The sequence below is a fragment of the Streptomyces sp. NPDC037389 genome (genome assembly GCF_040636475.1).
Classification (GTDB): Bacteria; Actinomycetota; Actinomycetes; order Streptomycetales; family Streptomycetaceae; genus Streptomyces; species Streptomyces hesseae.
Map to the genome: position 1 here is coordinate 75,044 of NZ_JBEZUS010000006.1, position 23,409 is coordinate 98,452.

Here is a 23,409-nt window from a genome sequence, read left to right on the forward strand (position 1 = left end):
GCTGCTTAAGCTTTCGCCGTGAACGACACCACACATGACATACGGATCAGACCGGGCGGCCTGGCCGACACACCGGCCATTCTCGACATGCTCGACTCCGCGGTGGCCTGGATGAACGATCGTGGCAACACCGAGCAGTGGGGCACGACACCGTATTCGCGGAAGCCCGGCGGAGTGGCGCGGGTCGAGCGGTACGTGACCGAGAACGCCCCCTACATCGCGGAGCTGGACGGGACACCCGTCGGAGCCATGGTGCTGGACTCCGGGCCCAGCCCGCAGATGCCGATCGCGCCGGCCGGGGAACCCGAGCGGTACGTCCGGCTGCTGGTCTCCGACCGGCGGTACGCCGGCCTGGGTATCGGGGCGGCGCTGCTGAACCATGCCGTCGAGGAGACCCGGAGAGCCGGTGCCGAGTTGCTGCGGGTCGACTGCTGGGCGGGCGGTGGGGGTGAACTGGTCGCGTTCTACGGGCGCAACGGTTTCACTCCCACCGCCCGTTTTCTGTCCGGGTCCTGGCCGGGACAGGTGCTGGCCCGACAGGTCGGCTGACGGCGCGGGCGCTGTAGGTTGGGCCGTCCGGCGGGCTTCGCCCGGCGGTGACACGGGACGAGGGGGCAGGCGTTGAGCATCGTACTGTTGGCACTCGGAGGCACGATTTCGGTGCCGGGTCGTGGCCGGGGAGCGCGGTTGAGCGGGGCCGAGATCACCGCGGCCGTACCGGGCCTGGCAGAGCTGGGGGTCTCCCTGGACGTGCGGGACGTGCACGCCGTGCCCGGCGGAAGCCTCACCTTCGCGCAGGTCCTGGACGTCGTCGCCATCGCCTCGCGGGCCGTGGCCGAGGGCGCGGACGGCGTCGTCGTCACCCAGGGCACCGACACACTGGAGGAGACGGCCTTCCTGGCCGACCTGGTGTGGCCGCACGAGGCGCCGTTCGTACTGACCGGTGCGATGCGGCAGCCGGCCATGGCGGGGGCGGACGGGCCGGCCAACGTGCTCGCCGCCGTGCGCGTCGCCACGGCCCGCGAGGCGCGCGGCGCGGGTGCGCTGGTGGTCCTCAACGACGAGGTGCACGCGGCGCGGTGGGTGCGCAAGACGCACAGTACGAGCACCGCGACCTTCGCCTCGCCGAATACCGGCCCCCTCGGGCATGTCGTCGAGGGCCGGGTACGGATGCTCCTCACCCCGCGCCGGCACGAACCGCTGCCGGCCGGGTTCGACCGGGAGCGGCTCGCGGACGCCCGCGTCGCCCTCCACGTGGTCACCCTGGACGACGACGGCACTCGGCTCCAGGGGTTGGAGACCACGCACGGGGGCCTGGTCGTCGCCGGATTCGGCGTCGGTCACGTGCCGGGCGCGCTCGCGCCCCGGCTCGGCGCGCTGGCCGAGCAGATGCCGGTCGTGCTGACATCGCGCACCGGGAGCGGTTCGGCCCTGCGGAACACCTACAGCGCGCCCGGCTCGGAGACGGACCTGCGGCGGCGCGGGCTGATCGACGGCGGCTTCCTCGACCCGTACAAGGCCCGGGTGCTGCTCCGGCTGCTGCTGGCGGCCGGCGCCGGGCGCGGCGACGTCGAGGAGGCGTTCGCCCTACGGGGGTGAGGTGCCCAGGACGCCGGTCAGCCGCGGGAGCGGGTTCGCCGGGCTGCCGGCGGCGTGATACGTACGCGCTCCTCGACGGGGGCGTTCTCGATGTCGTCGAGCTGCGCGGTGATCGTGCTGCGCAGTTCGTCGTAGTCCTCGAAGTGGTAGTCGTGGAACAGCGTGTGGCCCGTCCACATGAGGTTCGCGCAGACCCGGGCCGGCACGCGGCCGGTCCGGGCGCCCATGCCGACCAGCGCCACCGACGCGATACTGCCCGGCGCCTCCTTGTTCTGCCGGTGTACCGCCTGGAACGCGGCGGCGCACGCCAGGGCCACGTTCAGGGTCTCGCTCACGTTCTGTGCCGATTGCTCCATCGTCGGCGTCGAGATCAGGAACTTCGGGTCGACGGCCCCGGACGGCACGCACACCGCACTCCCCACCGGCAGGTTTCCCGCGAACCGGTCGCGGATCGCCCGCTGCACGCGCAACTGGATGCCCGCGCCGAGGTATCGCTTGATGGCCGCGTCGACCCCGCCGTCCATCCGGCCCCGGGAGTTGGTCGGGGTGACCCAGGCGTCGACCTTCTCGTCGAGGATCGAGCCCTTGCGGATCTCGATCCCGGGGGTGTCGGCGAACGCCGCCCGCCACGCCTCCACCACCGACGCGTTGATGTCGGTCAGCACCACCTTCAGCGGCGACTGCGTACGGTCCATGGTCATGCTCCACTCCGATCGGGGATACGGCCCTCGGTCGTTCACGACGCTACCGCGCCCCACTGACAAGGCGGTTCCGGCCCCGGCTCCGGCTCCGACACCGCTGTCGGACCCCCCCGGTATAACAGTGGGGTTCCCGCACAGCGGTGGGGTCCGTCGGCCTTCCGACGGGCTCCCACGACCACCGGAGTCCCAGCGCCATGAGCGATGCCCACGCCCCCACCACACCGGCCACGCCCGGCCCGAACGACCCGCTGGCCCTCGCCGAGCTCTTCGAGGGCGGTGGTGAACCGTGGCTTCCGCTGCTGAAGCCTGTGATCGAGGCGCAGCCGGACGCGGCCGCCTTCATCGGTCCGGGCCGTGGCCCGGAGGTCGTCCCCGTCCGTGAGCTGACCTTCCAGGCGCTCAAGCCCAATCCTCCGCACAAATGGAAGGTCGTCGTCTTCGGCCAGAACCCTTACCCACGGCCGGAGAGCGCCACCGGCATCGCCATGTTCGACAACACCTTCCATGACTGGAAGGACAGTCAGTTCGGACGGGTCGTCAGTATCCGCTGCATCATCAAGGCGGCGGCGATGTGGAAGTACGGCATACCCAAGAAGACCCCTATCGCGGATATTCGCGCGCTTTTGAAGAAGCAGGACACCGTCCAGCCGCCGGAATGGTTCCAGGCGATGCTCACACAAGGTGTGCTGCTGCTGAACGCGGCGCTCACGGCCGGCAGTGATGGATCGAGGGGGCCCGACCGGCACACCACGTTCTGGCGTCCGGTCGCCGAGCGGATCGTCGAAGAGATCCTCAAGGCCAAGCAGAATGCCGGCGAGGAGGACCGCGGTGTCGTCTTCGCGTGGTGGGGGGCTCACGCGCGCAGCCTCAAGAAGGTCGTCCTCCAGCTCCAGGAGAAGTACCCCGAGGTCGAGGTCCGGCACGTCGACCACGCCAATCCCGCGGCGCAGGGCGACATATTCTGCGAAGGCGAGCATTTCGCCGTGGTGAACGATGCCCTCGCGTCGCTGGGCATGGACGAGATCGACTGGTTGCCGGACAAGGGATGGAACGAGGCGGCGGCGGAGGCCGGCGGGACGGACGGCGGCATCGCCGAACGCATGGGCGCGTTCATCGCGTCCACCATGGAGCTGCACCAGCTGTATCTGGAACGGCTCGCCGGCGTCAAGGACGAGGGCCTGGCCCTCCCCGAGATCACCGGCGTGTTCGACACGCCACTGATGGATTTCCACGACGCCGTCGCCCCGGTCGCCGATCTGTTGTCCGGGCTCAACCGGCACGTCGACCTGTCGCACGAATTCGGCAAGAGGCGGGCGGACGAAGCGGTCGGCGGTCTGTCCGCCGACGCGATCGCCGCCCTCTACCTCTACACCTGCGAATCCGCGTTCTACCGGGAGATCAACGCCATTCTGCGCGCCCCGGACCGGAGCAAGCTCGTTCCGTACCTCCCGTATCTGCGGCTGCTGTTCTCGGCGGTGTCGGGGCTTCCCGCCCGAACGGAACCGCTGTGGCGCGGGGTGTCACTGGACCTGCGCGCGCAGTACCCGGTCGGCCGGACCGTCACCTGGTGGGGCGTTTCCTCGTGCACGTCCAAGCTCGGTGTGGCACGGTCGTTCCTCGGGAGCCGCGGCAAGCGGACGCTCTTCGAGGTGCGGCCGGTCCGGGCCGTGGGTATCCAGAATTTCTCCGCTTTCACGGGTGAGGAGGAATTCATCCTCCCGCCGGGCACGCAGCTCAAGGTGACGGACGTGAAGACCGAACGCGGTGGCTTGTGCACCGTAAAGCTGACCGAGCTGGAGGAGCAGACCCTGGTGTCCTGAACGGGTTCCGTCAGTCGGTCGCGGTCGTGGCGCAGGCGAGGTGTCCCCAGCCGTCGGGGTTCTTCGCGATCGTCTCGCCCTTCGCGTACGGCTTTCCGCAGCGGCAGCGCCCGGGGAACCTCGCCTTGAGCGATCCCCTCGTCCGGCCGCTCGACGGGGGCCGCGTCCCCGTCCCCGGCTCCGAGGAGGGCTTCCGGGCACGGCTGCCGGCCCGGGGCCCGGCCGCGGCCCCGGCCTCCGGTTCCGGCAGGGCGGAGCCGAAGGAGGTGCCGGCCTCCCGCTGGGTACGGGCGGTGTGGCTCGCGGCCGCGTCGGCGACGGCGTTGAGAGGATCGCCGTCGACCTGGTGGGCCGGTACGTACACGAAATCGACGGTGCGGCCGGTCAGCAGCTCGTCGATCCGCATCACGAGCGCCTGATTGGCCACCGGGGTGCCGGAGGCCGTCTTCCACCCCTTTCTCTTCCAGCCCGGCAGCCATGTCGTCACGGCCTTCATGGCGTACTGGGAGTCCATCCGTACCTGCAGGGGAACGGCCGGGTCGGTGGACTCCAACAGCTCCTGAAGCGCGGTGAGTTCGGCGACGTTGTTCGTCGCGGTGCCCAGCGGTCCGGCCTGCCAGCGGTGCACCTCGCCGGTGGCGTCCCCGATGACCCATGCCCAGGCGGCGGGCCCGGGGTTTCCCTTCGACGCGCCGTCACACGCGGCGGTGATCTGTTCGTGCATCCCACCATGGTGCCAGCCGTTCGCCATCGGTCGCTCCCGGCCGGAACCACCTGCCCCTGCCGACCCATCTGTTTGATCAACGGGGACTCGGCAATGCGCAACAGCACATCAGTGCACACGTACATCAGCGCACACGCACCAAAGGGGCAGGGATCGGCATGGCCATCAACAGGCGCACACTCCTGGCAGCGGGTACCGGACTGGCGGCGACAGCCGCCTGGGGCGCCACGGCGACGACCGGCTCGGCGACGGCCGGTACGAAGAGGGCCAGCGACGCGTGGGCCGCGTCCAGAGCGGCAGCCGTCGCGGGGAGCGACTGGACCGCCCTCGGCAAGGGCCTCACCGGCGGCCTCGTACGCCCCGACGACGCCGACTACACCGCCGCCCGTCAGCTCTACAACACGCGCTTCGACGCCCTCCGCCCGGCCGCGATCGCCTACGTCGCCGGCACCCCGGACATCGCCGAAGCCCTGGCCTTCGCCCGCCGCTTCTCCATACCCGTCTCCATCCGCAACGGCGGCCACAGCTACGCGGGCTGGTCCAGCGGCAACGGTCGGCTCGTCATCGACGTCTCACGGCTCAGGAGCGTCCGCACGCCGTCCGCGTCCAGCGCCGTCATCGGCGCCGGTGCCAAGCTCATCGACGTCTGTACGAGCCTGGCCGCGCACGGCGTGACCATCCCGGCGGGGTCCTGCCCCACCGTCGGGGTCTCCGGGCTCACCCTGGGCGGCGGACACGGCGTCCTCTCCCGCGCCTACGGTCTCACCTGCGACAACCTCACCGGCGCCACTCTCGTCACCGCCGACGGCAAGACCCTCGACTGCGACGCCACCCGCGACGCCGACCTGTTCTGGGCCCTGCGCGGCGCGGGCAACGGCAACTTCGGCGTCGTCACCGAGCTCCGCTTCCGCACCCACGCGGTCGGCGAGGGAGTGACGGGATACGTCTCCTTCCCCTGGTCCAAGGCCGCGGCCGTCGTCCGGGCGTGGCAGGAGTGGGGACCGGGCAGGCCGGACGAGATCTGGTCCGCCTGCGACCTGTCGGCCGCGGCGGGCGGCACCCCCCGGATATCCGTCGCCGCGTTCTCGATCGGCTCGTACGGGGACCTGGAGAACGCCTACGACGAGCTGATCGGCAAGGTGGCCGGGGCGAGCGGCGGCGGCAGCGGAATCGGAACCGTCAGTCTGCGCCGCCGCGCCTACCTCGACACGGTCCGCGCCTACGCCGGCTGCGGCGACAAGTCCACCGAGCAGTGCCACCTCCCGGGCAGCACGCCCGGCCGCGAGACCTCCGGGAAGCTGGAGCGCGAGACGTACGCGGCGCGCTCGGACTTCTTCGACCGCTCGCTGGACGACGCGGGCATCCGGACGCTGCTCGATCAGCTGGAACGCTTCGGACGCGGCGTCAAGAGCGGTGGCGCCTCGGTGCAGCTGACGGCCCTGGGCGGCGCGGTCAACCGCGTCAAGCCCCTGGACACGGCCTTCGTGCACCGGAGCTCGCGCATGCTGGCCCAGTACCTGACCTCGTGGGCTGCGGGCGGTCCGGGTACCGCGCGGACCGCCTGGCTTGAGGAGGCGCACACGGCGATGCGCCGTCACGCCTCGGGTGCGGCCTACCAGAACTACACGGACCCGAGCCTGACGGACTGGCGGAAGGCCTACTACGGGGACGCGGCGGACCGGCTGGCGAAGCTGAAGGGGCAGTACGACCCGAAGCGCGTCTTCGACTTCCCGCAGGCGCTGTGACGCACGCACGGGCAGGCTCTGTAAGTGTTCGGCCTGACGGACTGCTCCTGTCTCGGAGAAACAACGGGGAAAGGGCGTGGGCCGGGCGCCGATGACCGACGCGACCCGCAGGTTCGTACTGGGCCCGGGCAGCGTCGGGGTGGTCGCCTCCGGTGCAGGCCACCCCGGCGCTGCCGCCAGTGGTGCGCGCGTCTTCCACGAGCGCCTCGGTTTCACCCCGGCCGAAGCCGCGGACCCCGGCCCCGAAGGCGGCTCGCGGCAGGTCCACCGCCTGGCGGTTGTCTGAGCCGGGCGATGCCGGCCCGGCCGCGGCGTCGCGTCAGGCCGCCACAGCCGCCTCGACGATCGACACGGCCGTCCCGGTCGGCACCACGCGTACCAGCCGCAGCCCCGCCTCCGCGAACAGCCGGCGGAATTCCTCCTCCCCGCGCTCCTGGCCGTTCAGCGTGGTCATCATCAGCACGTCGAGGGCCTTCCCGGGGTGCGGGGTGTTGTCCTGCGGGATGACGGAGTCGACTGCGAGCAGCCGGCTGCCGGCGGTCATTCCGGCGCGGCACGTGCGCAGGATGCGGACACAATCCTCGTCGGGCCAGTCGTGCAGGATCCGCTTGAGGAGGTAGACGTCGGCACCGGCCGGGACCGAGGTGAAGAAGTCGCCGGGCCGGACCTCCCAGCGCCCGGCCAGTTCGGGTACGTCGAGCGAGTGCCCGCGCAGCACGGCGTCCCGGTCGTACAGGATGCCCGTGAGCCCCGGGTTGCGCACCAGCGTCCGGTGGAGCAGCCCGCCGCGCCCGCCGCCGACGTCGACGACCGTGCCCTTCTCGGGGAAGGCGTACGCGGCGGCCACCTCGTCGTCCTCGCCGGTGGAGACGCTGGCCATGCCCCGGTCGAACGCCTCACCCGCGCTGGGCTCGCGGGACAGGTACTCGAAGAAGGGGGCGCCGTAGATCTCGTCGAAGACGGAGCGTCCGGTGCGCACGCTGTCCTCCAGCCGCGCGGCGGGTCGCGTGAAGGAGTCGTCCGTGGCCATGAGAACGGCCTCGCGTAACGAGGACGGGGTGTCGGAGCGCAGGCGTTCGGCCAGGGGCGTGAGGTGGAAGGCGCCCTTGTCGTCCTCGCGGAAGACGTCCTTGGTGGCGAGCAGCCGCAGGATCCGTCGCAGATGTCCTTCGGAGGTGCCCGTCAGCGCGGCGAGCTCGCCCACGCCGCGGGGGCCGTCGGCGAGGTGGTCGGCCACGCCGATGCGTGCCGCCGTGCGCAGGGCGGCGGAGTGCAGGTAGCTCAGCGCGTAGTCGGTGAGGTGTGCGGCGAGGGGATCGGGGGCGGAGGGGGTGGTGTGGTCCATCGGGGCTGCCTCCAGAAGCGGTTCCGAAGTGCCGGCCGGTCGCATATGCCGGGCCGTACGACACCACGATGGCCGTGCCGTCCGCTCGGCCGCCAGGGCATCTCACGCCACTTCGTGCCCATTTCAACGACGAGGCCGACGAGGTCCGGCCTTGGCACGCCCGTCGTTCAGGGCGTGGAGGACAGCGCTTCGACAGCGCGGATCCTGACCGTGAAGGAGAGTTTCCGCCCGGTCGGCGCTGTGCAACGGACGACGACGTCGCCGCTCGACACCGCGAGGGTGGGCGGCGTCCAGCCGGCCGGAGGCGCTCCGCCGTCGGAGCCGAAGGTCTCGGTGACGCGGGGCTGGTCGACCCAGGTCGAGACGGTCGTCCCTCCGGCCGCTCTGAAGAAGCCCTGTTCGAGGATCCATCGGGCCGCCCTGCCGAGCGGGCCGGTGGCGATGACCTCGGCGCGGACGAGCGTGGTTCCCGTGGCGAGGGGCATCGCGCCCAGCTCGGTGGTGCCGCCCGCCGGCGGCGAGCCCGTGGCCCGGGATTCGTGCTCACGGGCCGTGAGCAGGCCGGTTGCCGCGTCGTAGGCGAAGATCCAGTCCTTGGTGCCCTGCCATTGCGTCAGCCCGCTGTCCGTCGTGGAGATGGCGCCGCCGACGAACGACACGTAAGGGGCCTGCTGCGGGAGCGTCCAGGGAATCTCATGGCCGGTCTCCGGCGCGGACTTCCTGCCGCCGATGATCCGCACCGGGTGGGGCCGGGCCTCGCCGGACAGGAGGAAGACGGAGTGCGCGTCACGGCTGGGCTGGAAGTCGCAGTTGACGAAGGTGTAGTTGCCGTCCGCCGAGAGGGCCGCGGGGCTGTCGATGATGACGCAGGGGCACTGTGTGGTGTCGCTGAAGGACGTCTGGAGGGTCGAACTCTCCAGCAGCAATCCGGTCAGGCAGGACGTCATCACCGCCGCCTGCCACTTCCGCTCCCCCGGCGGCATGCGCCCGACGTCCTCCGAGCTGATGGCGATGCCGGTGCCGTGGAAGGAGCCGTAGGACGCGGCTGACGTCAGCATGACGGGCACCAACGAGATCCCCGTGCCGATCAGCCAGTCCCGGGCGACGACACCGATCGCTCCGGTGGACACGAAGTCGTACTGGGCCGACGCGACGTGGAGCCGTTTGACGTTCACCAGCGCCGTGTCGCCGGACAGCACCAGCCCCAGGCGGCTGACGGCGATGTCGATGTTCTCGAACCCCGAGGTGGCGGAGACGTCGCGGAACCGGATCCCGTCCCGCGCGGCCGACACGCTCACCTGCTCGATCACGGTCCCCCACGCCAGCTGCGCCTGGATGCCGGCGCCGCCGGAGGACTGGAAGGCGAGGCGCCGGACGACCGGCGAGGTGTTGTCGTCGGGCAGGCCCTCGCGGTAGTGGAGCGAATACACCAGGACCGGGTCCAGACCGGGCCGTCCCTTCCAGGTGAGGCCCACGGTGAAGACGTCCACGTCCCGGTCGAAGTTGACAAGCAGCAGGGTGTGGTGATTGCTCGCGTTGTCGGCGGGGAACTTGGCGGTCGGCGCGGTGAACGGGGCGATCCGGGTGGCCGGCATCGCACGCTCCTGCTCTCACGGCCGTCCCGGCCGTTCCGTTCCCACCGGATGGTCCCCATGGAGCAGGTCGTTCACTCGGGAGTTCACTCAACCGGGCAGCGCGCCTTTCGGGCGCCCGTATTGTCCGACGATTCGGCTTCCTCTGGTGTGCGACGGCCCGCCCATGCCATGCTCGCGACGCTCAAGTACCAGCTCATACCGGACAAGTCCCCCTCGCCGAAGGGAACCGCATGCGCACCGGACTCGTTTCCACCGTCCTCGCCGCCGCGCTCGCCGTCGGCCTCGGCGGCACCACCCTGGCCCTCGCGGCGGACGCCACCACCATCACCCCCACCACCCACCGGCAGATCCAGCTCGTCAAGGCCCCCGGCTTCAACGCGGGCGGGACCTGGTCGATCTACCAGAGCAACATGCTCATCGCCACGCTGAAGGTGACCCAGGACGCTCAGGGAAACCTTGCCGGGACCGCCACGAACCCCGGCAGCGGCACGACCGGCACGATCGAGCAGGGGTTCGTGGACGGCAACTACATCTATTTCGTCATCCCCTGGTCCGACGGCTCCAGGGGCCGCTACATCGGCTCCCTCCAGCCCGACCGCCGCCTCGGCGGCGTCTCCACCGACCTGGCCCACCCCACCAGCCAGGCCGCCTGGAACACCGACCAGACGTTCTGACTCCGGGCTCCGACATGGCCCTTGTCACCGCGGAACCGTTGCGGGAAGACGTGCTCGGGGCCCACGATGCCAGGATGCGGTTCTCGGTGAACGTACCCAACTTCGGCGACTTCGCCGACGCCAGGAATGTGGCGGCCCTGGCCGTGGCCGCCGAGGAGGCGGGGTGGGACGCCCTGTTCCTGTGGGATCACGTCGTCCACCACAAGGGCTCCCCCCGCCCCGTCGGCGACCCGTGGATGCTGCTCACGGCGGCGGCGCTGGCCACCACGCGTATCAAGCTGGGCACGCTGGTCACGCCGGTGCCCCGGCGGCGACCGCACCAACTGGCGCGACAGGTCGCGACGCTGGACCGGATCAGCGGCGGCCGGGTGATCTTCGCGGCGGGCCTGGGCGGGCCCGTCGAGGACGAGTACGGCAGCTTCGGCGAACCCACCGACGAAGTCCTGCTCGCCGAGCGCCTGGACGAGGGGCTGGGCCTCCTGGAGCGGTACTGGACCGGTGAGCCGGTCACCCACCACGGCCGCCACTTCCACGCGGACGACGTGGCGCTGCTGCCGACGCCCGTGCAGCGCCCGCGCCCGCCGGTGTGGACAGCCGGTTTCTGGCCGCGCCGCAGGCCCATGCGGCGCGCGGCCCGCTGGGACGGCGCGGTGCCCCTGTTCGACTCGGCGGGGCACGGCAGCACCCCTCCGGTGGACGAGCTGCGCGACCTGGTGGCCTACGTCGGCCGGCACCGGCCCGACGACCGCGGTGACGCGCCCTTCGAGGTGGTCGTCGGAGGTGTGTCCCCCGCGAACGACACGGCCGCCGCGCGGGACGTCATCGGGCCCCTCCTCGACGCGGGAGCCACCTGGTGGGACGAACGGCTCCCCATCCGCGACCCGCGACTTTCCCACCTCGGCACGGTCCTCCGCCGTGCCGAACAGGGACCGCCCCGACTCTGACACCGGCAGCACCTGCCACCGGGCAGCGGGCCCCTTCCGCCACGCTCCGAGCGTGGCGAGCGGTTCGTCGCGGCCGCTGACGCCCGTCCTGCGGAACACCGTCCTCACATGCGTGGGCGAGGACGATCTCGCGCATCGACACCGCCGGCATCGAATCGGACCGGTGCGTGATGCTCGGTGGCGGCTTCAAGGTGGACTGGAGGGGGCAGGGCAACATCGCCATCGCCTCGTGCCCGGCCATGGCCTCGCCGTCCTCCTCGGGTTCGACGTGGACGGTCCGACCGCGTCACGGACGCCAGGCCCACGGGCCGACGCGTCCCGCCCCGTCCCGTGCCCGGCGACGACCCCGCCGCGTTCGTGGCCGGGCGTCTCTCCTCCGCCCCCACCCGCTACCGCGCCGTCGCCACCGTCCACGCCCCCGCCGACCACGTCCGCGCCCGCACCCGCGGCCTGGCCACCCGCCTGAAGCCCATCGACGACGCCACCTGCCGCCTCGACGCCTCCGACGACCATCTGCCCCGTATCGCCAAGACCCTGGCCGGCCTCGACACCGATTGCACCCTCGACGCCGACCCCGCCGTCCTCGACCACCTCCGTCGCGCCGCCGACCGCGCCCTGCGCGCCGCCGCCTGACCCCGCCCGGCGAGGATCGGTGGGCCCGGCGGGCCGGTGGTTCCGGAGGCCGCGTACGGACACCGAGGCGTCCGACAGTCAGACGGTCAGACGGTCAGACTGCCGAACCCAGCAGTGTGCCGACCCCGTAGGTCACCGCCATGGCCAGCGCCCCGCCGATCACATTGCGCAGCACCGCCGGGCGGACGGTGGCGCCGCCGAGCCGGGCGCCGGCCCAGCCGGTGGCGACGAGGGCGGCGAGGACGGACAGGACGGTCACCGGCAGCCGCCAGTCGGCCGGCGGCAGCACGATCAGCAGCAGGGGCAGCAGAGCACCGGCGGTGAAGGAGAGGAAGCTGGCCACGGCCGCGGCCCAGGGATTGGTGAGGTCGTCCGGATCGATGCCGAGCTCAACGCGCGCGTGGGCCCGCAACGCGTCGTTCCTGCTGAGTTCCCCGGCGGCGGCGTGGGCCACGCCGTGACTCAGGCCGCGCCGCTCCAGCGCGGCGGTCAGTGCCGCGAACCCGGCCCGGGGATGCGCGCGCAGCTCCTTCTCCTCCAGCTCCAGCGCGGCCCGCTGCGCGTCGCGCTGGGCGCAGACCGACACGTACTCGCCCGCGGCCATCGAGAGCGAACCGGCCAGCAGTCCCGCCATTCCGGCGGTCAGCAGGGTGCCCCGCTCCTCGGTCGCACCGGCGATGCCGACGACGAGGCCGGCGGTGGACACCACTCCGTCGTTGGCGCCGAGGACCGCGGCGCGCAGCCAGTTGAGCCGCCCTTCGGTGGCCTGGACGGGCCCTCCGTGATGCGGCGAGTCCTGATCACTCACGGGGCAAGGATCCCGTCGGGCCGGGCGGGACCGCTGCGCGGCGCGCCGGAGCGTGGCGGATCCGCCGGTTCGACGGCGATGGGGTTCACGAATTTCCTGTGATTGCCGGGCAGTTGGCATGACAGTCGGCAAGACAGTCGGCACGACAGATGGCACGACAGTTGGCGCGCGCACTCACCATGTGTCATAAAAGGCGACATGGCGGATACGTTCAGGAACGCCGAGGCCGAAATCAAGATCATCCTCGCTGGTGAGACGGCGGAGGACGCACGCCGGTCCCTGGGGCTCGACCCCGGGAACGGGAAACACCTCGGCATCTACTTCTGGGATGCCCCGTGGGCGGACGGCGACGGCATCCGCCTCCCGCTGGCGGAGGCCGGGGCCATCGTCCGGCTGCGCAGGCCGGACAGGGGCGGCAAGGACGGCAAGGACGGCAAGAGCGACCTCACGGCGAAACTCCGCCCGTGCGACCCGGCGGCGCTGCCCTCGAAATGGCGCGAGAACCGCGGTGGGAAGGGCTGGGAGTTCAAGGTCGAGGAGGACTGGAGCGGTGGTGACCGCGTCTGGTCGGCCTCGCTCAAGGTGGACGGGAACTACGAGCCCCCCGTCGCCGGCGAGGGGCGCGGGACCGCCGCCTGGCCGCCCCCGCTCACCCGCGACCAACGCGACCTGCTGGCGCACGCCGGGGTCACCGACGACGGCCTGCGGGACGCCGTCGCTCTCGGCCCGGTCAGGGCCGTCAGGTGGAAGCTCTCGCGCCAGGACCTGGACCGGCCGCTCACCGCCGAGTTCTGGAGCGTCGACGACGGCCCGTGCTTCCTCGAGCTGTCCCTGCGCGCCCCGCACGCCGACGCCCCGGGCGCCCAGGAGCTCCTGGAGCGCACCGTGCTGGAGCAGGGCCTCCGGCCCGCTCCGCAGCAGGCGTCGAAGACCCAGACGGTCATGACCGAGCTCGCCCGGAACCACCTGCGCCGGGCGGTGTGACACGTCCGGCGGCCGCGAGGCGACCGCCGGACGCCGGATCGACGTCGTCGAACAATGACGTCGATCGATGTCGTCAGCGGCCCGTCAGTGAGCCGTCCTGGTGTTCCAGATCGCCTGGCTGCCGTCGTAGATAACGACATTGCCGTCGTCCTGCACGGCCAGGCGCGACCCGGGGTGACCGGCAGTGCCCGACCACCAGACGGCCTTGCCCGAGCGGGTGTAGACGACGAAGTTGCCGTCCTCCTGGAACACCGCACGCCAACCGCTGTTGACGGTCCTGGAGTCCCACCGGGCCCGGCCGAACTCGTCGTAGACGACGAGGTTGCCGTCGGACTGCATGACCAGCCGGGCGGTGTCGGACGTCACCGACTGGTCTCTCTCAAGGACGAACGGGGCGTAGAGCACCTGTGACGCCATGGCTCTGGCGCCGCTCGCCTCGGTCGTGGAGGCGGTGTGGCCGAGGGGGGCCGCGCTCGCCTGGCCGGTGAGGGTGATGGCCATCAGTGCGGCGGCCGCGAGTGTCGTGGCTGTCTTCTTCCCCACGAAAGGGTCCCTTCGTCGAGTCGTTCTTCCACGGGCCCCCAGGTGAGGGGGCTACTGAAGACGGACTCTCGCAGCTCCCCCGGTGGCGTAGAACCACTCCTTTCACCCATGACGGGTTCGTACTGTTCTTTGGCCAAGGATTGAGCGTTCCACCAGCTACTCCTGATGAAAAACCAGGCGCGTCGGCGGAATCAGGAGCGGTACGGTCCTGAAATGCTCGATGAGGACGGCTACTTCGGAGAGAACGTCGCGAACTCCTACGACGAGACGGAGGCGGACATGTTCCGCCCCGAGGCGGTGGACCCGGCAGTCGGCATGCTGGCCGAACTCGCCGGCGACGGCCCGGCGCTCGAACTCGGTATCGGCACCGGCCGCGTCGCGCTGCCGCTGGCCGGCCGAGGCGTTCCGGTGCACGGAATCGACATGTCCCGGGCCATGGTGGCCCGGCTGCGCGCCAAGCCCGGCGCCGACGACATCAGCGTGACGATCGGCGATTTCGCGACGACACGGGTCGCGGGCACGTTCGCGGTCGTCTATCTCGTCTTCAACACGATCAACAATCTGACGACACAGGACGCCCAGGTGGCCTGCTTTCGCAACGCCGCGGCCCATCTTCGGCCCGGCGGCTGCTTCGTCGTCGAGGTGGGAGTGCCGGACCTGCGCAGGCTGCCACCGGGCCAGAGCGCCGTGCCGTTCCGCATCGGTCCGGCGGGTTGGGCGTTCGACACGTACGACGTCGCCACTCAGGCCATGAGTTCGCACTACGTAACGATCGTCGACGGGCGCGCCGAGCACTCGTTCACTCCGTTCCGCTACGTGTGGCCCGCCGAGCTGGACCTGATGGCCCGGCTCGCGGGGCTGCGACTGCGCGACCGGTGGGAGAGCTGGTCGCGGGCGCCGTTCACGGGCGAGAGCCGCCGGCATGTCTCGGTCTGGGAGAAGAGCGCCGCCTGATCTCGAATGACGGCGGGATGCGGAACGCGTGAGGTTCAGCCTCGGTATGACGGCCCGGAACGCACGAAGTTGACAACGGCCTGGACGGCGAGCGCCACCGGCACGGCCAGGAGAACCTCTCCGGGGACCGCACCGTACGCCGCCAGGAGGGCCAGGACCGGAACGGTCAGCACGGTGGGGAATGTAGCGATCAGTGCGAGTCGGATACGGGTACGGCGGTGGCTCACGGCCGGGCTCCTGGGTGGGAGAGGACGAGAAAAAGGACAGCGGTGGTGGGGCCCCTCGAACGGCCCCACCCCTCACGTGGCCGGGTCGCGGCGGGCGGCGTCCAGGTAGCCGGCCAGCTCCCGCCAGTCGTCGGCCGGGGCTTCGGGGTCGCCGGACATCGCGGCCGGATCGTCACGCCACGCGTCCCGCACGCCGGTGGCGATCCCCGCGTCGCCGCCGGAGAACAGCGCGCTCAGCTCGTCCATGCGCGCCACCAGGCGCCGGACCTTCGGATGGGTGGGAGGGGTCCCGGCCGTGCGGAGCCGGTCGGCCCGGCGGTAGAGCTCCGGCCATTCGACCTCCAGCAGGTAGTGCATCGCGGGCCCCAGGGCGGCGGCGCGCGTCTCCAGAACCCGCATCTGATCGTCGTCCAGGTGGCGGCGCAGCGTGTGCTCGCCCTCCGGGCCGGTGCCGCCGATGGCGTGGAGGGCGTCGAGCAGCATGCCGGTCGTCGGGTACTGGTCGGCCGCCAGTCTGTCGCCGAGCAGGTGCAGCCGCTGCCGCAGGACGTCGAGCGCGGCGATGGAGGCCTCCACCTTGGCCAGGTGGTCCCGGACCAGTCGCGCGGGGTCCACCCCGGCGTCGAGGCAGACGGCGATGGTCTCCAGGCCCAGCCCCAGGCCGCGCAGCGCGAGTACCTGGTAGAGCCGGACGACGTCGTCCTCGGTGTACTCCCTGTGCCCTCCGGCGGTGCGCCGGGAGGGGCTGAGCAGGCCGATGGTGTCCCAGTGGTGCAGTGTCCGGACGGTCAGCCCGCTGGCCTCGGCGAGCGGACCGACCTTCCAGGTCGTGGAAGCGGTCATGGGACAACGATGCATCCTCACGCGGCGTGAGGTTCAAGTCGGGGCGGCCGACCCCTCTCCCTCTTGTCGAAGTCCGGTGCGGTACCGGGCCCCGTAAGGGGCGCGGGGTGGTGTCGGTATTCGGCTACCGCCGCGTGGGCGCGACCAGCCCCCACCAGCCCGCGACGACCGAATCGCGATTCCGGCGGAGCGCTTAGTACCGCAGCACCGCCGCCAGCCGGTCCTCCTCCGCGAGCGTGTCGTCCCGGACGAACTCGACGTCCGCCCCGTTGTTCAGCGCCGCCTCGACGATCTCGTCGACGACGTCCTCACGGATGGCGGGATCCGCCGTCAGCGTCTCGGTGGGCTCCTCCAGGCGCACCGGGGAGCCGCCGTTGCCGTCGACGCGGGCGGTGATCTGGTAATGGTCCTCGACCGCGAGGAGCGCCACCCGGCCCTGGCGGACGGTCTGCCAGATCTCGTCCAGCCCGGAGGTGAAGCGCTTCTGGCCCCGCGCGTCGCTGAGGCGGCGCAGCACCTCCCCCTGCCGTGCTGCGCGACGCTCCTCGAACGCCGGGCGCAGCACCTCGGCCAGCGCGTGCGCGGACAGGCCGATCGCGCCGCCCTGCTCGGTCCGGGCGGTGATCGCGCCGGGCCTGGGGCAGAGCTTCTCCAGGAGGGCGATCTGCTCGCGCAGCCCGACGACGTACAACGGCCGGGGTTCGCGGTCCAGTACGGGCATGAGGGCGCCGACGACCGTGCGCGCGTACTGGCGTTCGCGCTCCACGTGGGCCTCCCCGCGCGCGGTCAGGGAGTGGTTGCCGACCTTGTCGAAGTTCGCGCCGGGCAGGGCGTCCTGGTGGTCGGGGAGGGAGGGACGGACGGGGAAGCCATTGCCGATGGTCTCGACGAGGTGGTCTCCCGCGCCGTCCCACAGCCGGGTCTCGGCCTCGGAGAGCACCAGCACCCAGTACGGCTCCTCGGAGAGGCGGGCCGCGACCAGGTTGCGGGTGAGGAAGGTGTCCGAGAGCACCACGCGCTGCGGCACGGTGCGGGGCAGGTACCAGACCTGGTGCTCGCCCGGGGCGGCCAGGATGAGCAGGCCGTCGTCGGCGTGGGCGAGGTCCACCTCCTTGAGGGCGGCGTCGATCTGCGCCTCGACGTCCATCCGCGCGGTCCGGGTGACCCTCGGGTCCTCGGCGAGCCGTCGTTTGGCCTCCGTGACCGTGTTGCGCAGCCTGACCTGGTCCTCGGTGCTGGTGCCGGCGCGCCGCGTGGTCGGCAGGAGCAGTGAAACCGCCGGGTACGGGCGCTCACGGCGCAGGTCACGGAGCGTCTCGTCGGTCAGCTCGCCGATGTCCATCAAGGTCCTCCTCGGGCCTGCGGGGTGTCTTCCAGCTCACCAGAGGCATGGCCGAACGGCCAATCGAGCGGGTCCACCCGGTGCACGGGTGCTGCGCTCCTACCCCTGCGGAGGCTTCCTACCCGTACGGATGACTTCCTCCGCTCATCCGATGAGCGGAGGGTGGGCTGCGGTAGCGAAGAGTCATGTCGAAGCGCACCGTCCGCAGCGTTCCGCTGTCCCTGCTCGCCGCCGTGGCGCTGATCGGCGGTACGTCCGGCGCGTCCGGTGCCCTGCCGTCCGGTGCCCTGGCGACAGGCGGCCGGTCGTCCGGCACCTCGTCGTCCGGCACCTCGTCGTCCGTCCCGTCGGACCGCCGTGCGCACGAGCGGACCCGGGCGGCCATGGAGGCGCTCGTACGGGCCGGGATGCCCGGCGTGGTCGGCCAGGCGCGCGACGGGCGCGACGGGCACCGCGTCTGGGACGGGGCCGCGGGAACGGCCGACCTCGGGCGGCCACGGGCGCCGCGGGCGCGCGACCGGTTCCGGATCGGCAGCAACACCAAGACGTTCGTCGCCACCGTGATGCTGCAACTGGAGGCCGAGCACCGGATCCGGCTCACGGACACCGTCGAGCGCCGGCTCCCTGGCGTCGTGCGCGGCCACGGCAACGACGGGAGCGCCGTCACCCTCCGCCAACTCCTCGACCACACCAGCGGGATCTTCGACTACGCGGCGGACCCCGCCCTCCACAAACGGCTCTTCGAACGGGACTTCCTCCACCACCGCTTCGACACCTACACACCAGGGCAGTTGGTGCGCACGGCCGTGTCCCATCCGCCGGTCTTCGCCCCCGGCAGGGGCTGGAGCTACTCCAACACCAACTACGTGCTGGCCGGAATGGTCATCGAGAAGGTCACCGGCCACCCCTACGGCCGGGAGATCCGCGACCGTGTCCTGCGGCCCCTGGGCCTGCGCGCCACCTCCGTACCCGGCCGGTCGGCCGCCCTCCCCCGGCCCGGCGGACGCGGCTACATCCGTTTCCCGGACGAGCCGGGGACCCCGTTCCACGACGTCACCGGCATCAACCCGACGGAGGCCTGGGCCGCCGGCGAGATGATCTCCACCGTGGGCGACCTCAACACCTTCTACCGGGCGCTGCTGCGCGGCCGGCTCCTGCCCGCCCGCCAGCTCGCGGAGATGCTGACCACGGTGGACACCGGGCTGCGCCCGGCGGCGCGGTACGGGCTGGGCATCAGCGCGCGGAAGCTGTCCTGCGGGGTGACGGTGTGGGGGCACGACGGCGGGATCCAGGGGGCGGTCTCCACGGTGAGCAGCGTCCGGGACGCCTCGCACACGGCCGCGTTCGGCGGCAACGCCCTCGGGGTGCCCTTCGACACGCTCGCCCTGGCGGAGGCCGAGTTCTGCGGGACCACACGCTGACGCTCTGTGTCAGACGAGATGGGGCACCCGCAGCCGGTCCCAGCTGGACTTGCCGGGAATGCCGTCGGCGTCGGGTCCCGAGAATCCGAGCTTCTGCTGCCAGGCGGCGTAGGACTCCATGTCGTCCGTCTCCCACAGGTCGGCGACATCGCCGGGCTGATACCGGTCGCAGCCCTCGGCGACCAGCCGGCCGTGCATCGCGGCGATGACCGGTGATCTCTGCCCGGTGTGGAAGAAGGACGCGCCGGGGAACGGCTCGGTAGTGGTCTGCGGCTGGTCCACGAAGGCCGGCCAGGACCCGGGATCCACATGGGTGTTCTCGGGTACCTGCGCGTGCGCGTACCAGCCGCCCTGGGTCTCCCAGATGCTCTCGGAGCGATTGGAGGTGAAATCCACGGGGTGCCCCATGGGCCAGTAATCCGGAACCTCCCAGGAACGCACCCATGCGTTGAGTTCCGGCCACCCTTTGCACGGGGTGTCGGCCAGCTGCCGGAACACCGTGCCGTTGACGCGGCAGAACGGGAAGAACAGCGCCTCGATCTGAATGACGACCTTTCCCGCGCGGTCGGTCCGCGTGCCGCCCGCCAGGTCGTGCACCGCCTTGCTCCGGGACGTCGCGGGGAAGAACTGGGCGAAGGCGCCGGCGAACGGGTCCCAGAGGATGTGGGGTGCCTTTTCCTTCCCGTCGTGGGTGAAGAAATTCTGGAGACTGGTGAAGGGGACGAGGTCCATCGGATTCTCTGCCGTGGCAGGGCGGTCCGCCGTGATGTGCGCGATGGCCTTCGGCGGAAAACCCTGGTCGTAAGGGGCGTGGTCGCCGAGGTCCATGTTGATGGCCTGCGGCATCCATATCTCGGCCATGGTCCGACTCCTGACGTCGATTGTTTCAAGTCTCATCCCGGATTCTCGGCCGCGCACATCAGTCGCGCACGCGGCATCGCCGTGCGAGCCGTCCCAGGCCTGCGAAGCCGTATCCGTGGGCGCGGGCGGAGGCGATGATCCGCGGCAGGGCGTCGGCGTCCAGCACGGAGTGACGCGCGTCCGTGGAGCCCACGTGCATCTGGATGATCGCCCCCGGTGAGAACGCCCGCTCCGCCCGCCCGACGACCATGTCCACCGTCACGCCCCCGTCGGGTCCACGCCAGCCCGCCGTGTCGTCCACCCACTCGACGACGGGGTACCCCAGGGCGTTGACGTCGCGGACGTTCTGTTCGGTGAACTCGCCGTAGGGGAAACGGAAGGCCACGGGCGTACGGCCCGTGGCCCGGCGGATGGCCCGCGCGGCCAGGACGGCCTCCCGGCGCTCCTCTCGGAAGGACAGCCCGGGGAACCGCGGATGGCTGTAGGAGTGGCTGCCCACGGGGTGACGGGCGGCCAGCGCGCGGGCCGCCCTCGGATGGCGGTCGGCGAAGTCCCCCGTCAGGAAGAACATGGCCGGCACCCGCTCCTTCCGGAGCACGGCCAGGACCCGGGCGATACCGTCCTCGTTCCACGCCGCGTTGAAGGTCAGCGCGATGACCTTCCGGTCCGTGGGGACGCGCCGGAGCGCCGCCCCGGCACACCCCGGCCGCCCGGAAACGGAACCGGAACCGGCAACGGGCTCTCCCGCCGCGCCCGGAGCGGCCACGGCCAGCAGCAGGGCGGCGGCCGCGACCGCCGTCCATCGACGGGGCCAGGACATGTGCGTGCTCCTCCCGCGCGGGAAACCCGGGACGATCTCACGCGATCCGGTGCCACCCGCTCGTACGCCGTGCCGAGAGATCGATTCTCCTTCCCCCGTACGGGCGATACGGCGCGTGCCGTCACAGCCCCGGGGGCAGACCCCGTACGTCCAAGCCGATGACCGGATAAGAGGTACTTCATGCGCCGCACCCCTGTCATGACCCTTGGCACCGCCGCCGTACTCGGCCTCCTGCCCGGCTCGCCCGGGGTCACCGACAGCGGCACCCCCACCTCCACCGCGTGCCGGCTCCCCGCGCCCGCGCGGCCGGGCAACCGGTTGCGCGGCACCACCCCGGTGGCACGCTTGACCTATGGCCCGGCCCAATGACGAGGTCGAGGCGCTGCTCCAGGAGTACGCCGATCTCGTCGCGATCACCGGTGGCGACGCCTTCAAGGCACGTGCCTACGAGAAGGCCGCCCGCGCGATCGGCGGCTTCCCCACCGACGTCTCCACCCTCGACGCCGAGGGCCTGCGGGAGATCCCGAACGTGGGGAAGTCCATCGCCGACAAGGTCCTGGAGTATCTGAGCACCGGCCGCATCCCGGCACTGGAGGAGACCAGGGCGGCGATCCCGCCCGGGGTCCGGGAGCTCATCGCCGTCCCGACGCTGGGCCCCAGGAAGGCCATGGCGCTCTACGAGGAGCTGGGCGTCTCCTCCGTGGAACAGCTCCTCGACGCCATCCACGACGAGAAGTTGCGCGACCTCAAGGGCTTCGGGCCCCGGACCGAGGAGAACATCCTCCACGGCATCGCCCTCATGCAGAAGGCCGGAGGCTCCGGCGGCCGCATCCTCCTCGACGCCGCCATGGACGTCGCGGAACGGATCGTCGCCGAGCTCTCGCGGCTGGACGGCTGCGAGGGGTGCGCGTACGCCGGGTCGCTGCGCCGTATGCGGGAGACCATCGGGGACATCGACATCCTCGTCGCCGCCACCCGCTCGGGCCCGTTCATGGAGGCGATCGCCGCCCTCCCGTACACCGCCGAGGTCATCGCGCACGGCGAGAAGAAGACCTCGATCCGCACCACCAAGGGCCTCCAGGTCGACCTGCGCGTCCTGCCGCCCGGCTCCTGGGGAGCGGGGCTGCTGTACTTCACCGGCTCCAAGGCGCACAACATCCGCGTCCGTGAACTCGCCGTCCGTCATGGGTACAAGCTGTCCGAGTACGGGCTGTTCCACGCCAGGAGCGGACGGCGGATCACCTCGGCGACGGAGGAGGACGTCTACGCCCGGCTGGGCCTGCCCTGGATCCCGCCCACCCTGCGCGAGGACCGCGGCGAGGTCGCGGCGGGGCTGCGCGACGAGTTGCCCGAACTCGTCGAGGACGGCGACATCCGCGGCGACCTCCACACCCACACCGACCTCACGGACGGGCTTGCGTCCCTGGAGGACATGGTCACCGCCGCCGCGCGGCGCGGCTACTCCTACTACGCCGTCACCGACCACGCCCCCGACCTGTATATGCAGCGGATGACGGACGCCAAGATGCTCGCGCAGCGCGAGCGGGTGCGGGAACTCGACGGGAAGCACCGGCGGATGCGGCTGCTGCACGGTGCCGAGCTGAACATCGGGCCGGACGGGGAGGTGGACTGGCCCGGTGAGTTCCTGGCGGGCTTCGACCTGTGCGTCGCGTCCGTCCACTCGCACTTCGACCAGAGCCGGGCGGAGCTGACACGGCGGCTGATGCGCGCCTGCGAGAACCCCTATGTGTCGGTCATCGGGCATCCCACCACCCGGCTCCTCGGCAAACGGCCCGGAATCGACGCCGACTTCGACGCCGTATTCGAGGCCTGCGCGCGGACCGGCACCGCTCTGGAGATCAACGCCCATCCGGAGCGGATCGATCTGTGCGACGAGGACATTCTGCGGGCCGGGCGTCACGGGGTGAAGTTCGCGGTGAACACGGACGCGCACTCCACCACGCATCTTCCGTATATGCGCTATGGCGTGGGAACGGCGCAGCGGGGCTGGCTGACCAAGGACGACATCATCAACACCTGGCCGCTGCAAAGGCTGCGCCGTTTCCTGTCCCCGAAATGACGGGGGTTCGGACTCAGGCGACCGCGATGGCCTCTTCCGCCGCGGTGGCAGCGGCCTGAGCACGGCCCTTGGCGCGGGCGCGCTTGGAATAGGTGATGGTCCAGGCGATCAGGAGGGCGGGAACGCCATAGGCCAGAACGGAATTCATGGCGACCATGGCGCCGGTCGGCAGCGCGTAGGACAGTCCGACGCGGGCGATCGCCTCGACGATGTATCCGAGGCCCCAGACCATGGTGATCCGGGTCATCGACCGCCGGAAACCCTCGTGCTGCCAGAGGCCGTTCCACTGGGCGATGCCGTTCGTGGAGCCGTCGGTGCCGAATTTCCGGCCCAGGTAGAACATCAGCGGGCGCGGGGCGGCCAGGCTGATCAGGCAGACCACGCCGAAGAGGCCCGTGATCAGGGAGTCCTTGACCAGCAGCAGGCGGGCCGAGTGCGGCCCGACGCCGGTGACGGCGACGGTCAGCACCAGGAAGATCAGGGTCATCACGGCGAACTCGTCGACGCGCCGGTGCCAGATCAGATAGATCACCATGTCCACGACCGGCCAGATACCGGAGGCCACCAGGGCGGAGAAGTCGCTCCAGCCGGCTTCGGTGAGCTGGTTGTAGGTGACGAACGGCAGCACCACATTGCAGACGATGGACACGGCCCAGCTCAGCATGGCGCCGGGCCCGAAGCGCCGGGACGGCGCGGATGACGCGACGGTCATCGATTCCCCCAAGATCAAACGAGTAAAACGGGGG

24 protein-coding genes and 1 pseudogene are annotated in these 23,409 nt (G+C 71.2%); 13 read left to right on the plus strand and 12 right to left on the minus strand.

The features are described 5' to 3' along the window. The first annotated feature begins 18 nt into the window (after positions 1–18). Entirely contained in the window at positions 19–549 is a 531-nt protein-coding gene (locus AB0E98_RS14820; protein WP_361702242.1) for a GNAT family N-acetyltransferase, read from the plus strand. 87 nt (positions 550–636) lie between these two features. After that, positions 637–1,599 (plus strand): asparaginase, encoded by a 963-nt coding sequence (locus AB0E98_RS14825; RefSeq protein ID WP_361702244.1) that lies wholly within the window; start codon positions 637–639, stop codon positions 1,597–1,599. A gap of 17 nt (positions 1,600–1,616) precedes the next feature. Here the strand turns inward: AB0E98_RS14825 and AB0E98_RS14830 are convergent, their stop codons facing one another. Next, positions 1,617–2,294 (minus strand): macro domain-containing protein, encoded by a 678-nt coding sequence (locus AB0E98_RS14830; RefSeq protein ID WP_361702246.1) that lies wholly within the window; start codon positions 2,292–2,294, stop codon positions 1,617–1,619. A 200-nt stretch (positions 2,295–2,494) separates the two neighbouring features. Between AB0E98_RS14830 and AB0E98_RS14835 the strand changes: the two genes are divergently transcribed. After that, positions 2,495–4,120, plus strand: coding sequence for an ADP-ribosyltransferase domain-containing protein (locus AB0E98_RS14835; protein WP_361702248.1), 1,626 nt, complete (start codon positions 2,495–2,497; stop codon positions 4,118–4,120). Positions 4,121–4,130: 10 nt separating this feature from the next. On the opposite strand, the gene AB0E98_RS14840 is transcribed toward AB0E98_RS14835, so the two are convergent. Then, positions 4,131–4,844 (minus strand): ribonuclease H, encoded by a 714-nt coding sequence (locus AB0E98_RS14840; protein WP_361702250.1) that lies wholly within the window; start codon positions 4,842–4,844, stop codon positions 4,131–4,133. 164 nt (positions 4,845–5,008) lie between these two features. Here AB0E98_RS14840 and AB0E98_RS14845 point away from each other — a divergent pair, with 164 nt between their 5' ends. Then, positions 5,009–6,589, plus strand: a complete 1,581-nt coding sequence (locus AB0E98_RS14845) for an FAD-binding oxidoreductase (protein WP_361702792.1) — start codon at positions 5,009–5,011, stop codon at positions 6,587–6,589. Between the two features lie 49 nt (positions 6,590–6,638). Next, positions 6,639–6,875 (plus strand): annotated as a pseudogene (locus AB0E98_RS14850) (GNAT family N-acetyltransferase); the annotation flags it as partial. Between the two features lie 33 nt (positions 6,876–6,908). Here AB0E98_RS14850 and AB0E98_RS14855 read toward each other — a convergent pair. Continuing rightward, entirely contained in the window at positions 6,909–7,934 is a 1,026-nt protein-coding gene (locus AB0E98_RS14855) for a methyltransferase (protein WP_361702252.1), read from the minus strand. 167 nt (positions 7,935–8,101) lie between these two features. Further along, complete coding sequence (locus tag AB0E98_RS14860; RefSeq protein ID WP_361702253.1) at positions 8,102–9,529, minus strand: hypothetical protein; 1,428 nt, start codon at positions 9,527–9,529, stop codon at positions 8,102–8,104. Positions 9,530–9,759: 230 nt separating this feature from the next. Here AB0E98_RS14860 and AB0E98_RS14865 point away from each other — a divergent pair, with 230 nt between their 5' ends. The 3 genes from AB0E98_RS14865 (at position 9,760) to AB0E98_RS14875 (ending at position 11,780) form a co-directional block, all read left to right on the plus strand. After that, the gene (locus tag AB0E98_RS14865) at positions 9,760–10,203 is read left to right on the plus strand and encodes a hypothetical protein (protein ID WP_361702255.1); all 444 of its coding nucleotides are present in this window, start codon (positions 9,760–9,762) and stop codon (positions 10,201–10,203) included. Positions 10,204–10,277: 74 nt separating this feature from the next. Next, on the plus strand, positions 10,278–11,147 hold the full coding sequence (locus AB0E98_RS14870) for an LLM class flavin-dependent oxidoreductase (RefSeq protein ID WP_361702257.1): 870 nt from the start codon (positions 10,278–10,280) through the stop codon (positions 11,145–11,147). 177 nt (positions 11,148–11,324) lie between these two features. After that, complete coding sequence (locus AB0E98_RS14875) at positions 11,325–11,780, plus strand: WYL domain-containing protein (protein WP_361702259.1); 456 nt, start codon at positions 11,325–11,327, stop codon at positions 11,778–11,780. Positions 11,781–11,874: 94 nt separating this feature from the next. Here the strand turns inward: AB0E98_RS14875 and AB0E98_RS14880 are convergent, their stop codons facing one another. After that, positions 11,875–12,588, minus strand: coding sequence for a VIT family protein (locus AB0E98_RS14880; RefSeq protein ID WP_361702260.1), 714 nt, complete (start codon positions 12,586–12,588; stop codon positions 11,875–11,877). Between the two features lie 198 nt (positions 12,589–12,786). Between AB0E98_RS14880 and AB0E98_RS14885 the strand changes: the two genes are divergently transcribed. Then, entirely contained in the window at positions 12,787–13,572 is a 786-nt protein-coding gene (locus AB0E98_RS14885) for a hypothetical protein (protein WP_361702262.1), read from the plus strand. An 84-nt stretch (positions 13,573–13,656) separates the two neighbouring features. Here AB0E98_RS14885 and AB0E98_RS14890 read toward each other — a convergent pair whose 3' ends face one another. Further along, on the minus strand, positions 13,657–14,115 hold the full coding sequence (locus AB0E98_RS14890) for a hypothetical protein (RefSeq protein ID WP_361702263.1): 459 nt from the start codon (positions 14,113–14,115) through the stop codon (positions 13,657–13,659). 213 nt (positions 14,116–14,328) lie between these two features. Here AB0E98_RS14890 and AB0E98_RS14895 point away from each other — a divergent pair, with 213 nt between their 5' ends. After that, positions 14,329–15,069, plus strand: coding sequence for a class I SAM-dependent methyltransferase (locus tag AB0E98_RS14895; RefSeq protein WP_361702264.1), 741 nt, complete (start codon positions 14,329–14,331; stop codon positions 15,067–15,069). Between the two features lie 35 nt (positions 15,070–15,104). On the opposite strand, the gene AB0E98_RS14900 is transcribed toward AB0E98_RS14895, so the two are convergent. The 3 genes from AB0E98_RS14900 to AB0E98_RS14910 form a co-directional block, all read right to left on the minus strand. Continuing rightward, the gene (locus AB0E98_RS14900) at positions 15,105–15,242 is read right to left on the minus strand and encodes a hypothetical protein (protein WP_361702266.1); all 138 of its coding nucleotides are present in this window, start codon (positions 15,240–15,242) and stop codon (positions 15,105–15,107) included. 126 nt (positions 15,243–15,368) lie between these two features. Then, on the minus strand, positions 15,369–16,139 hold the full coding sequence (locus tag AB0E98_RS14905) for a MerR family transcriptional regulator (protein WP_361702268.1): 771 nt from the start codon (positions 16,137–16,139) through the stop codon (positions 15,369–15,371). A 193-nt stretch (positions 16,140–16,332) separates the two neighbouring features. Further along, positions 16,333–17,481 carry a hypothetical protein gene (locus tag AB0E98_RS14910; RefSeq protein ID WP_361702270.1) on the minus strand — a complete coding sequence of 383 codons (1,149 nt, stop codon included), beginning with the start codon at positions 17,479–17,481 and terminating at the stop codon, positions 16,333–16,335. Positions 17,482–17,666: 185 nt separating this feature from the next. Between AB0E98_RS14910 and AB0E98_RS14915 the strand changes: the two genes are divergently transcribed. Then, positions 17,667–18,902, plus strand: coding sequence for a serine hydrolase domain-containing protein (locus AB0E98_RS14915; RefSeq protein ID WP_361702271.1), 1,236 nt, complete (start codon positions 17,667–17,669; stop codon positions 18,900–18,902). A 9-nt stretch (positions 18,903–18,911) separates the two neighbouring features. Here the strand turns inward: AB0E98_RS14915 and AB0E98_RS14920 are convergent, their stop codons facing one another. Both AB0E98_RS14920 and AB0E98_RS14925 read right to left on the minus strand, forming a co-directional pair. After that, positions 18,912–19,763 (minus strand): peptidoglycan-binding protein, encoded by an 852-nt coding sequence (locus AB0E98_RS14920; RefSeq protein WP_361702273.1) that lies wholly within the window; start codon positions 19,761–19,763, stop codon positions 18,912–18,914. 58 nt (positions 19,764–19,821) lie between these two features. Further along, the gene (locus AB0E98_RS14925) at positions 19,822–20,583 is read right to left on the minus strand and encodes a polysaccharide deacetylase family protein (RefSeq protein ID WP_361702275.1); all 762 of its coding nucleotides are present in this window, start codon (positions 20,581–20,583) and stop codon (positions 19,822–19,824) included. A 180-nt stretch (positions 20,584–20,763) separates the two neighbouring features. Between AB0E98_RS14925 and AB0E98_RS14930 the strand changes: the two genes are divergently transcribed. Both AB0E98_RS14930 and polX read left to right on the plus strand, forming a co-directional pair. Continuing rightward, a complete protein-coding gene (locus AB0E98_RS14930) occupies positions 20,764–20,952 on the plus strand; it encodes a hypothetical protein (protein ID WP_361702276.1) in 189 nt (62 codons plus the stop codon). Continuing rightward, positions 20,936–22,663, plus strand: coding sequence for a DNA polymerase/3'-5' exonuclease PolX (gene polX / locus AB0E98_RS14935; RefSeq protein ID WP_361702277.1), 1,728 nt, complete (start codon positions 20,936–20,938; stop codon positions 22,661–22,663). The genes AB0E98_RS14930 and polX overlap by 17 nt, the downstream gene beginning before the upstream one ends. 13 nt (positions 22,664–22,676) lie before the next feature. Here polX and AB0E98_RS14940 read toward each other — a convergent pair whose 3' ends face one another. Continuing rightward, positions 22,677–23,375 carry a VC0807 family protein gene (locus AB0E98_RS14940; RefSeq protein ID WP_361702278.1) on the minus strand — a complete coding sequence of 233 codons (699 nt, stop codon included), beginning with the start codon at positions 23,373–23,375 and terminating at the stop codon, positions 22,677–22,679. Positions 23,376–23,409 lie beyond the last annotated feature (34 nt).

Excerpts from the sequence above, each read along its gene's own strand:
- AB0E98_RS14905 (WP_361702268.1), bottom strand. The coding sequence starts at position 16,139 with ATGACCGCTTCCACGACCTGGAAGGTCGGTCCGCTCGCCGAGGCCAGC.
- polX (WP_361702277.1), top strand. The coding sequence starts at position 20,936 with ATGGCCCGGCCCAATGACGAGGTCGAGGCGCTGCTCCAGGAGTACGCC.
- AB0E98_RS14920 (WP_361702273.1), bottom strand. The coding sequence starts at position 19,763 with ATGGCCGAGATATGGATGCCGCAGGCCATCAACATGGACCTCGGCGAC.
- AB0E98_RS14835 (WP_361702248.1), top strand. The coding sequence starts at position 2,495 with ATGAGCGATGCCCACGCCCCCACCACACCGGCCACGCCCGGCCCGAAC.
- AB0E98_RS14865 (WP_361702255.1), top strand. The coding sequence starts at position 9,760 with ATGCGCACCGGACTCGTTTCCACCGTCCTCGCCGCCGCGCTCGCCGTC.
- AB0E98_RS14915 (WP_361702271.1), top strand. The coding sequence starts at position 17,667 with ATGTCGAAGCGCACCGTCCGCAGCGTTCCGCTGTCCCTGCTCGCCGCC.
- AB0E98_RS14930 (WP_361702276.1), top strand. The coding sequence starts at position 20,764 with ATGCGCCGCACCCCTGTCATGACCCTTGGCACCGCCGCCGTACTCGGC.
- AB0E98_RS14860 (WP_361702253.1), bottom strand. The coding sequence starts at position 9,529 with ATGCCGGCCACCCGGATCGCCCCGTTCACCGCGCCGACCGCCAAGTTC.
- AB0E98_RS14840 (WP_361702250.1), bottom strand. The coding sequence starts at position 4,844 with ATGCACGAACAGATCACCGCCGCGTGTGACGGCGCGTCGAAGGGAAAC.
- AB0E98_RS14870 (WP_361702257.1), top strand. The coding sequence starts at position 10,278 with ATGCGGTTCTCGGTGAACGTACCCAACTTCGGCGACTTCGCCGACGCC.
- AB0E98_RS14885 (WP_361702262.1), top strand. The coding sequence starts at position 12,787 with ATGGCGGATACGTTCAGGAACGCCGAGGCCGAAATCAAGATCATCCTC.
- AB0E98_RS14895 (WP_361702264.1), top strand. The coding sequence starts at position 14,329 with ATGCTCGATGAGGACGGCTACTTCGGAGAGAACGTCGCGAACTCCTAC.
- AB0E98_RS14940 (WP_361702278.1), bottom strand. The coding sequence starts at position 23,375 with ATGACCGTCGCGTCATCCGCGCCGTCCCGGCGCTTCGGGCCCGGCGCC.
- AB0E98_RS14925 (WP_361702275.1), bottom strand. The coding sequence starts at position 20,583 with ATGTCCTGGCCCCGTCGATGGACGGCGGTCGCGGCCGCCGCCCTGCTG.
- AB0E98_RS14830 (WP_361702246.1), bottom strand. The coding sequence starts at position 2,294 with ATGGACCGTACGCAGTCGCCGCTGAAGGTGGTGCTGACCGACATCAAC.
- AB0E98_RS14910 (WP_361702270.1), bottom strand. The coding sequence starts at position 17,481 with ATGGACATCGGCGAGCTGACCGACGAGACGCTCCGTGACCTGCGCCGT.
- AB0E98_RS14855 (WP_361702252.1), bottom strand. The coding sequence starts at position 7,934 with ATGGACCACACCACCCCCTCCGCCCCCGATCCCCTCGCCGCACACCTC.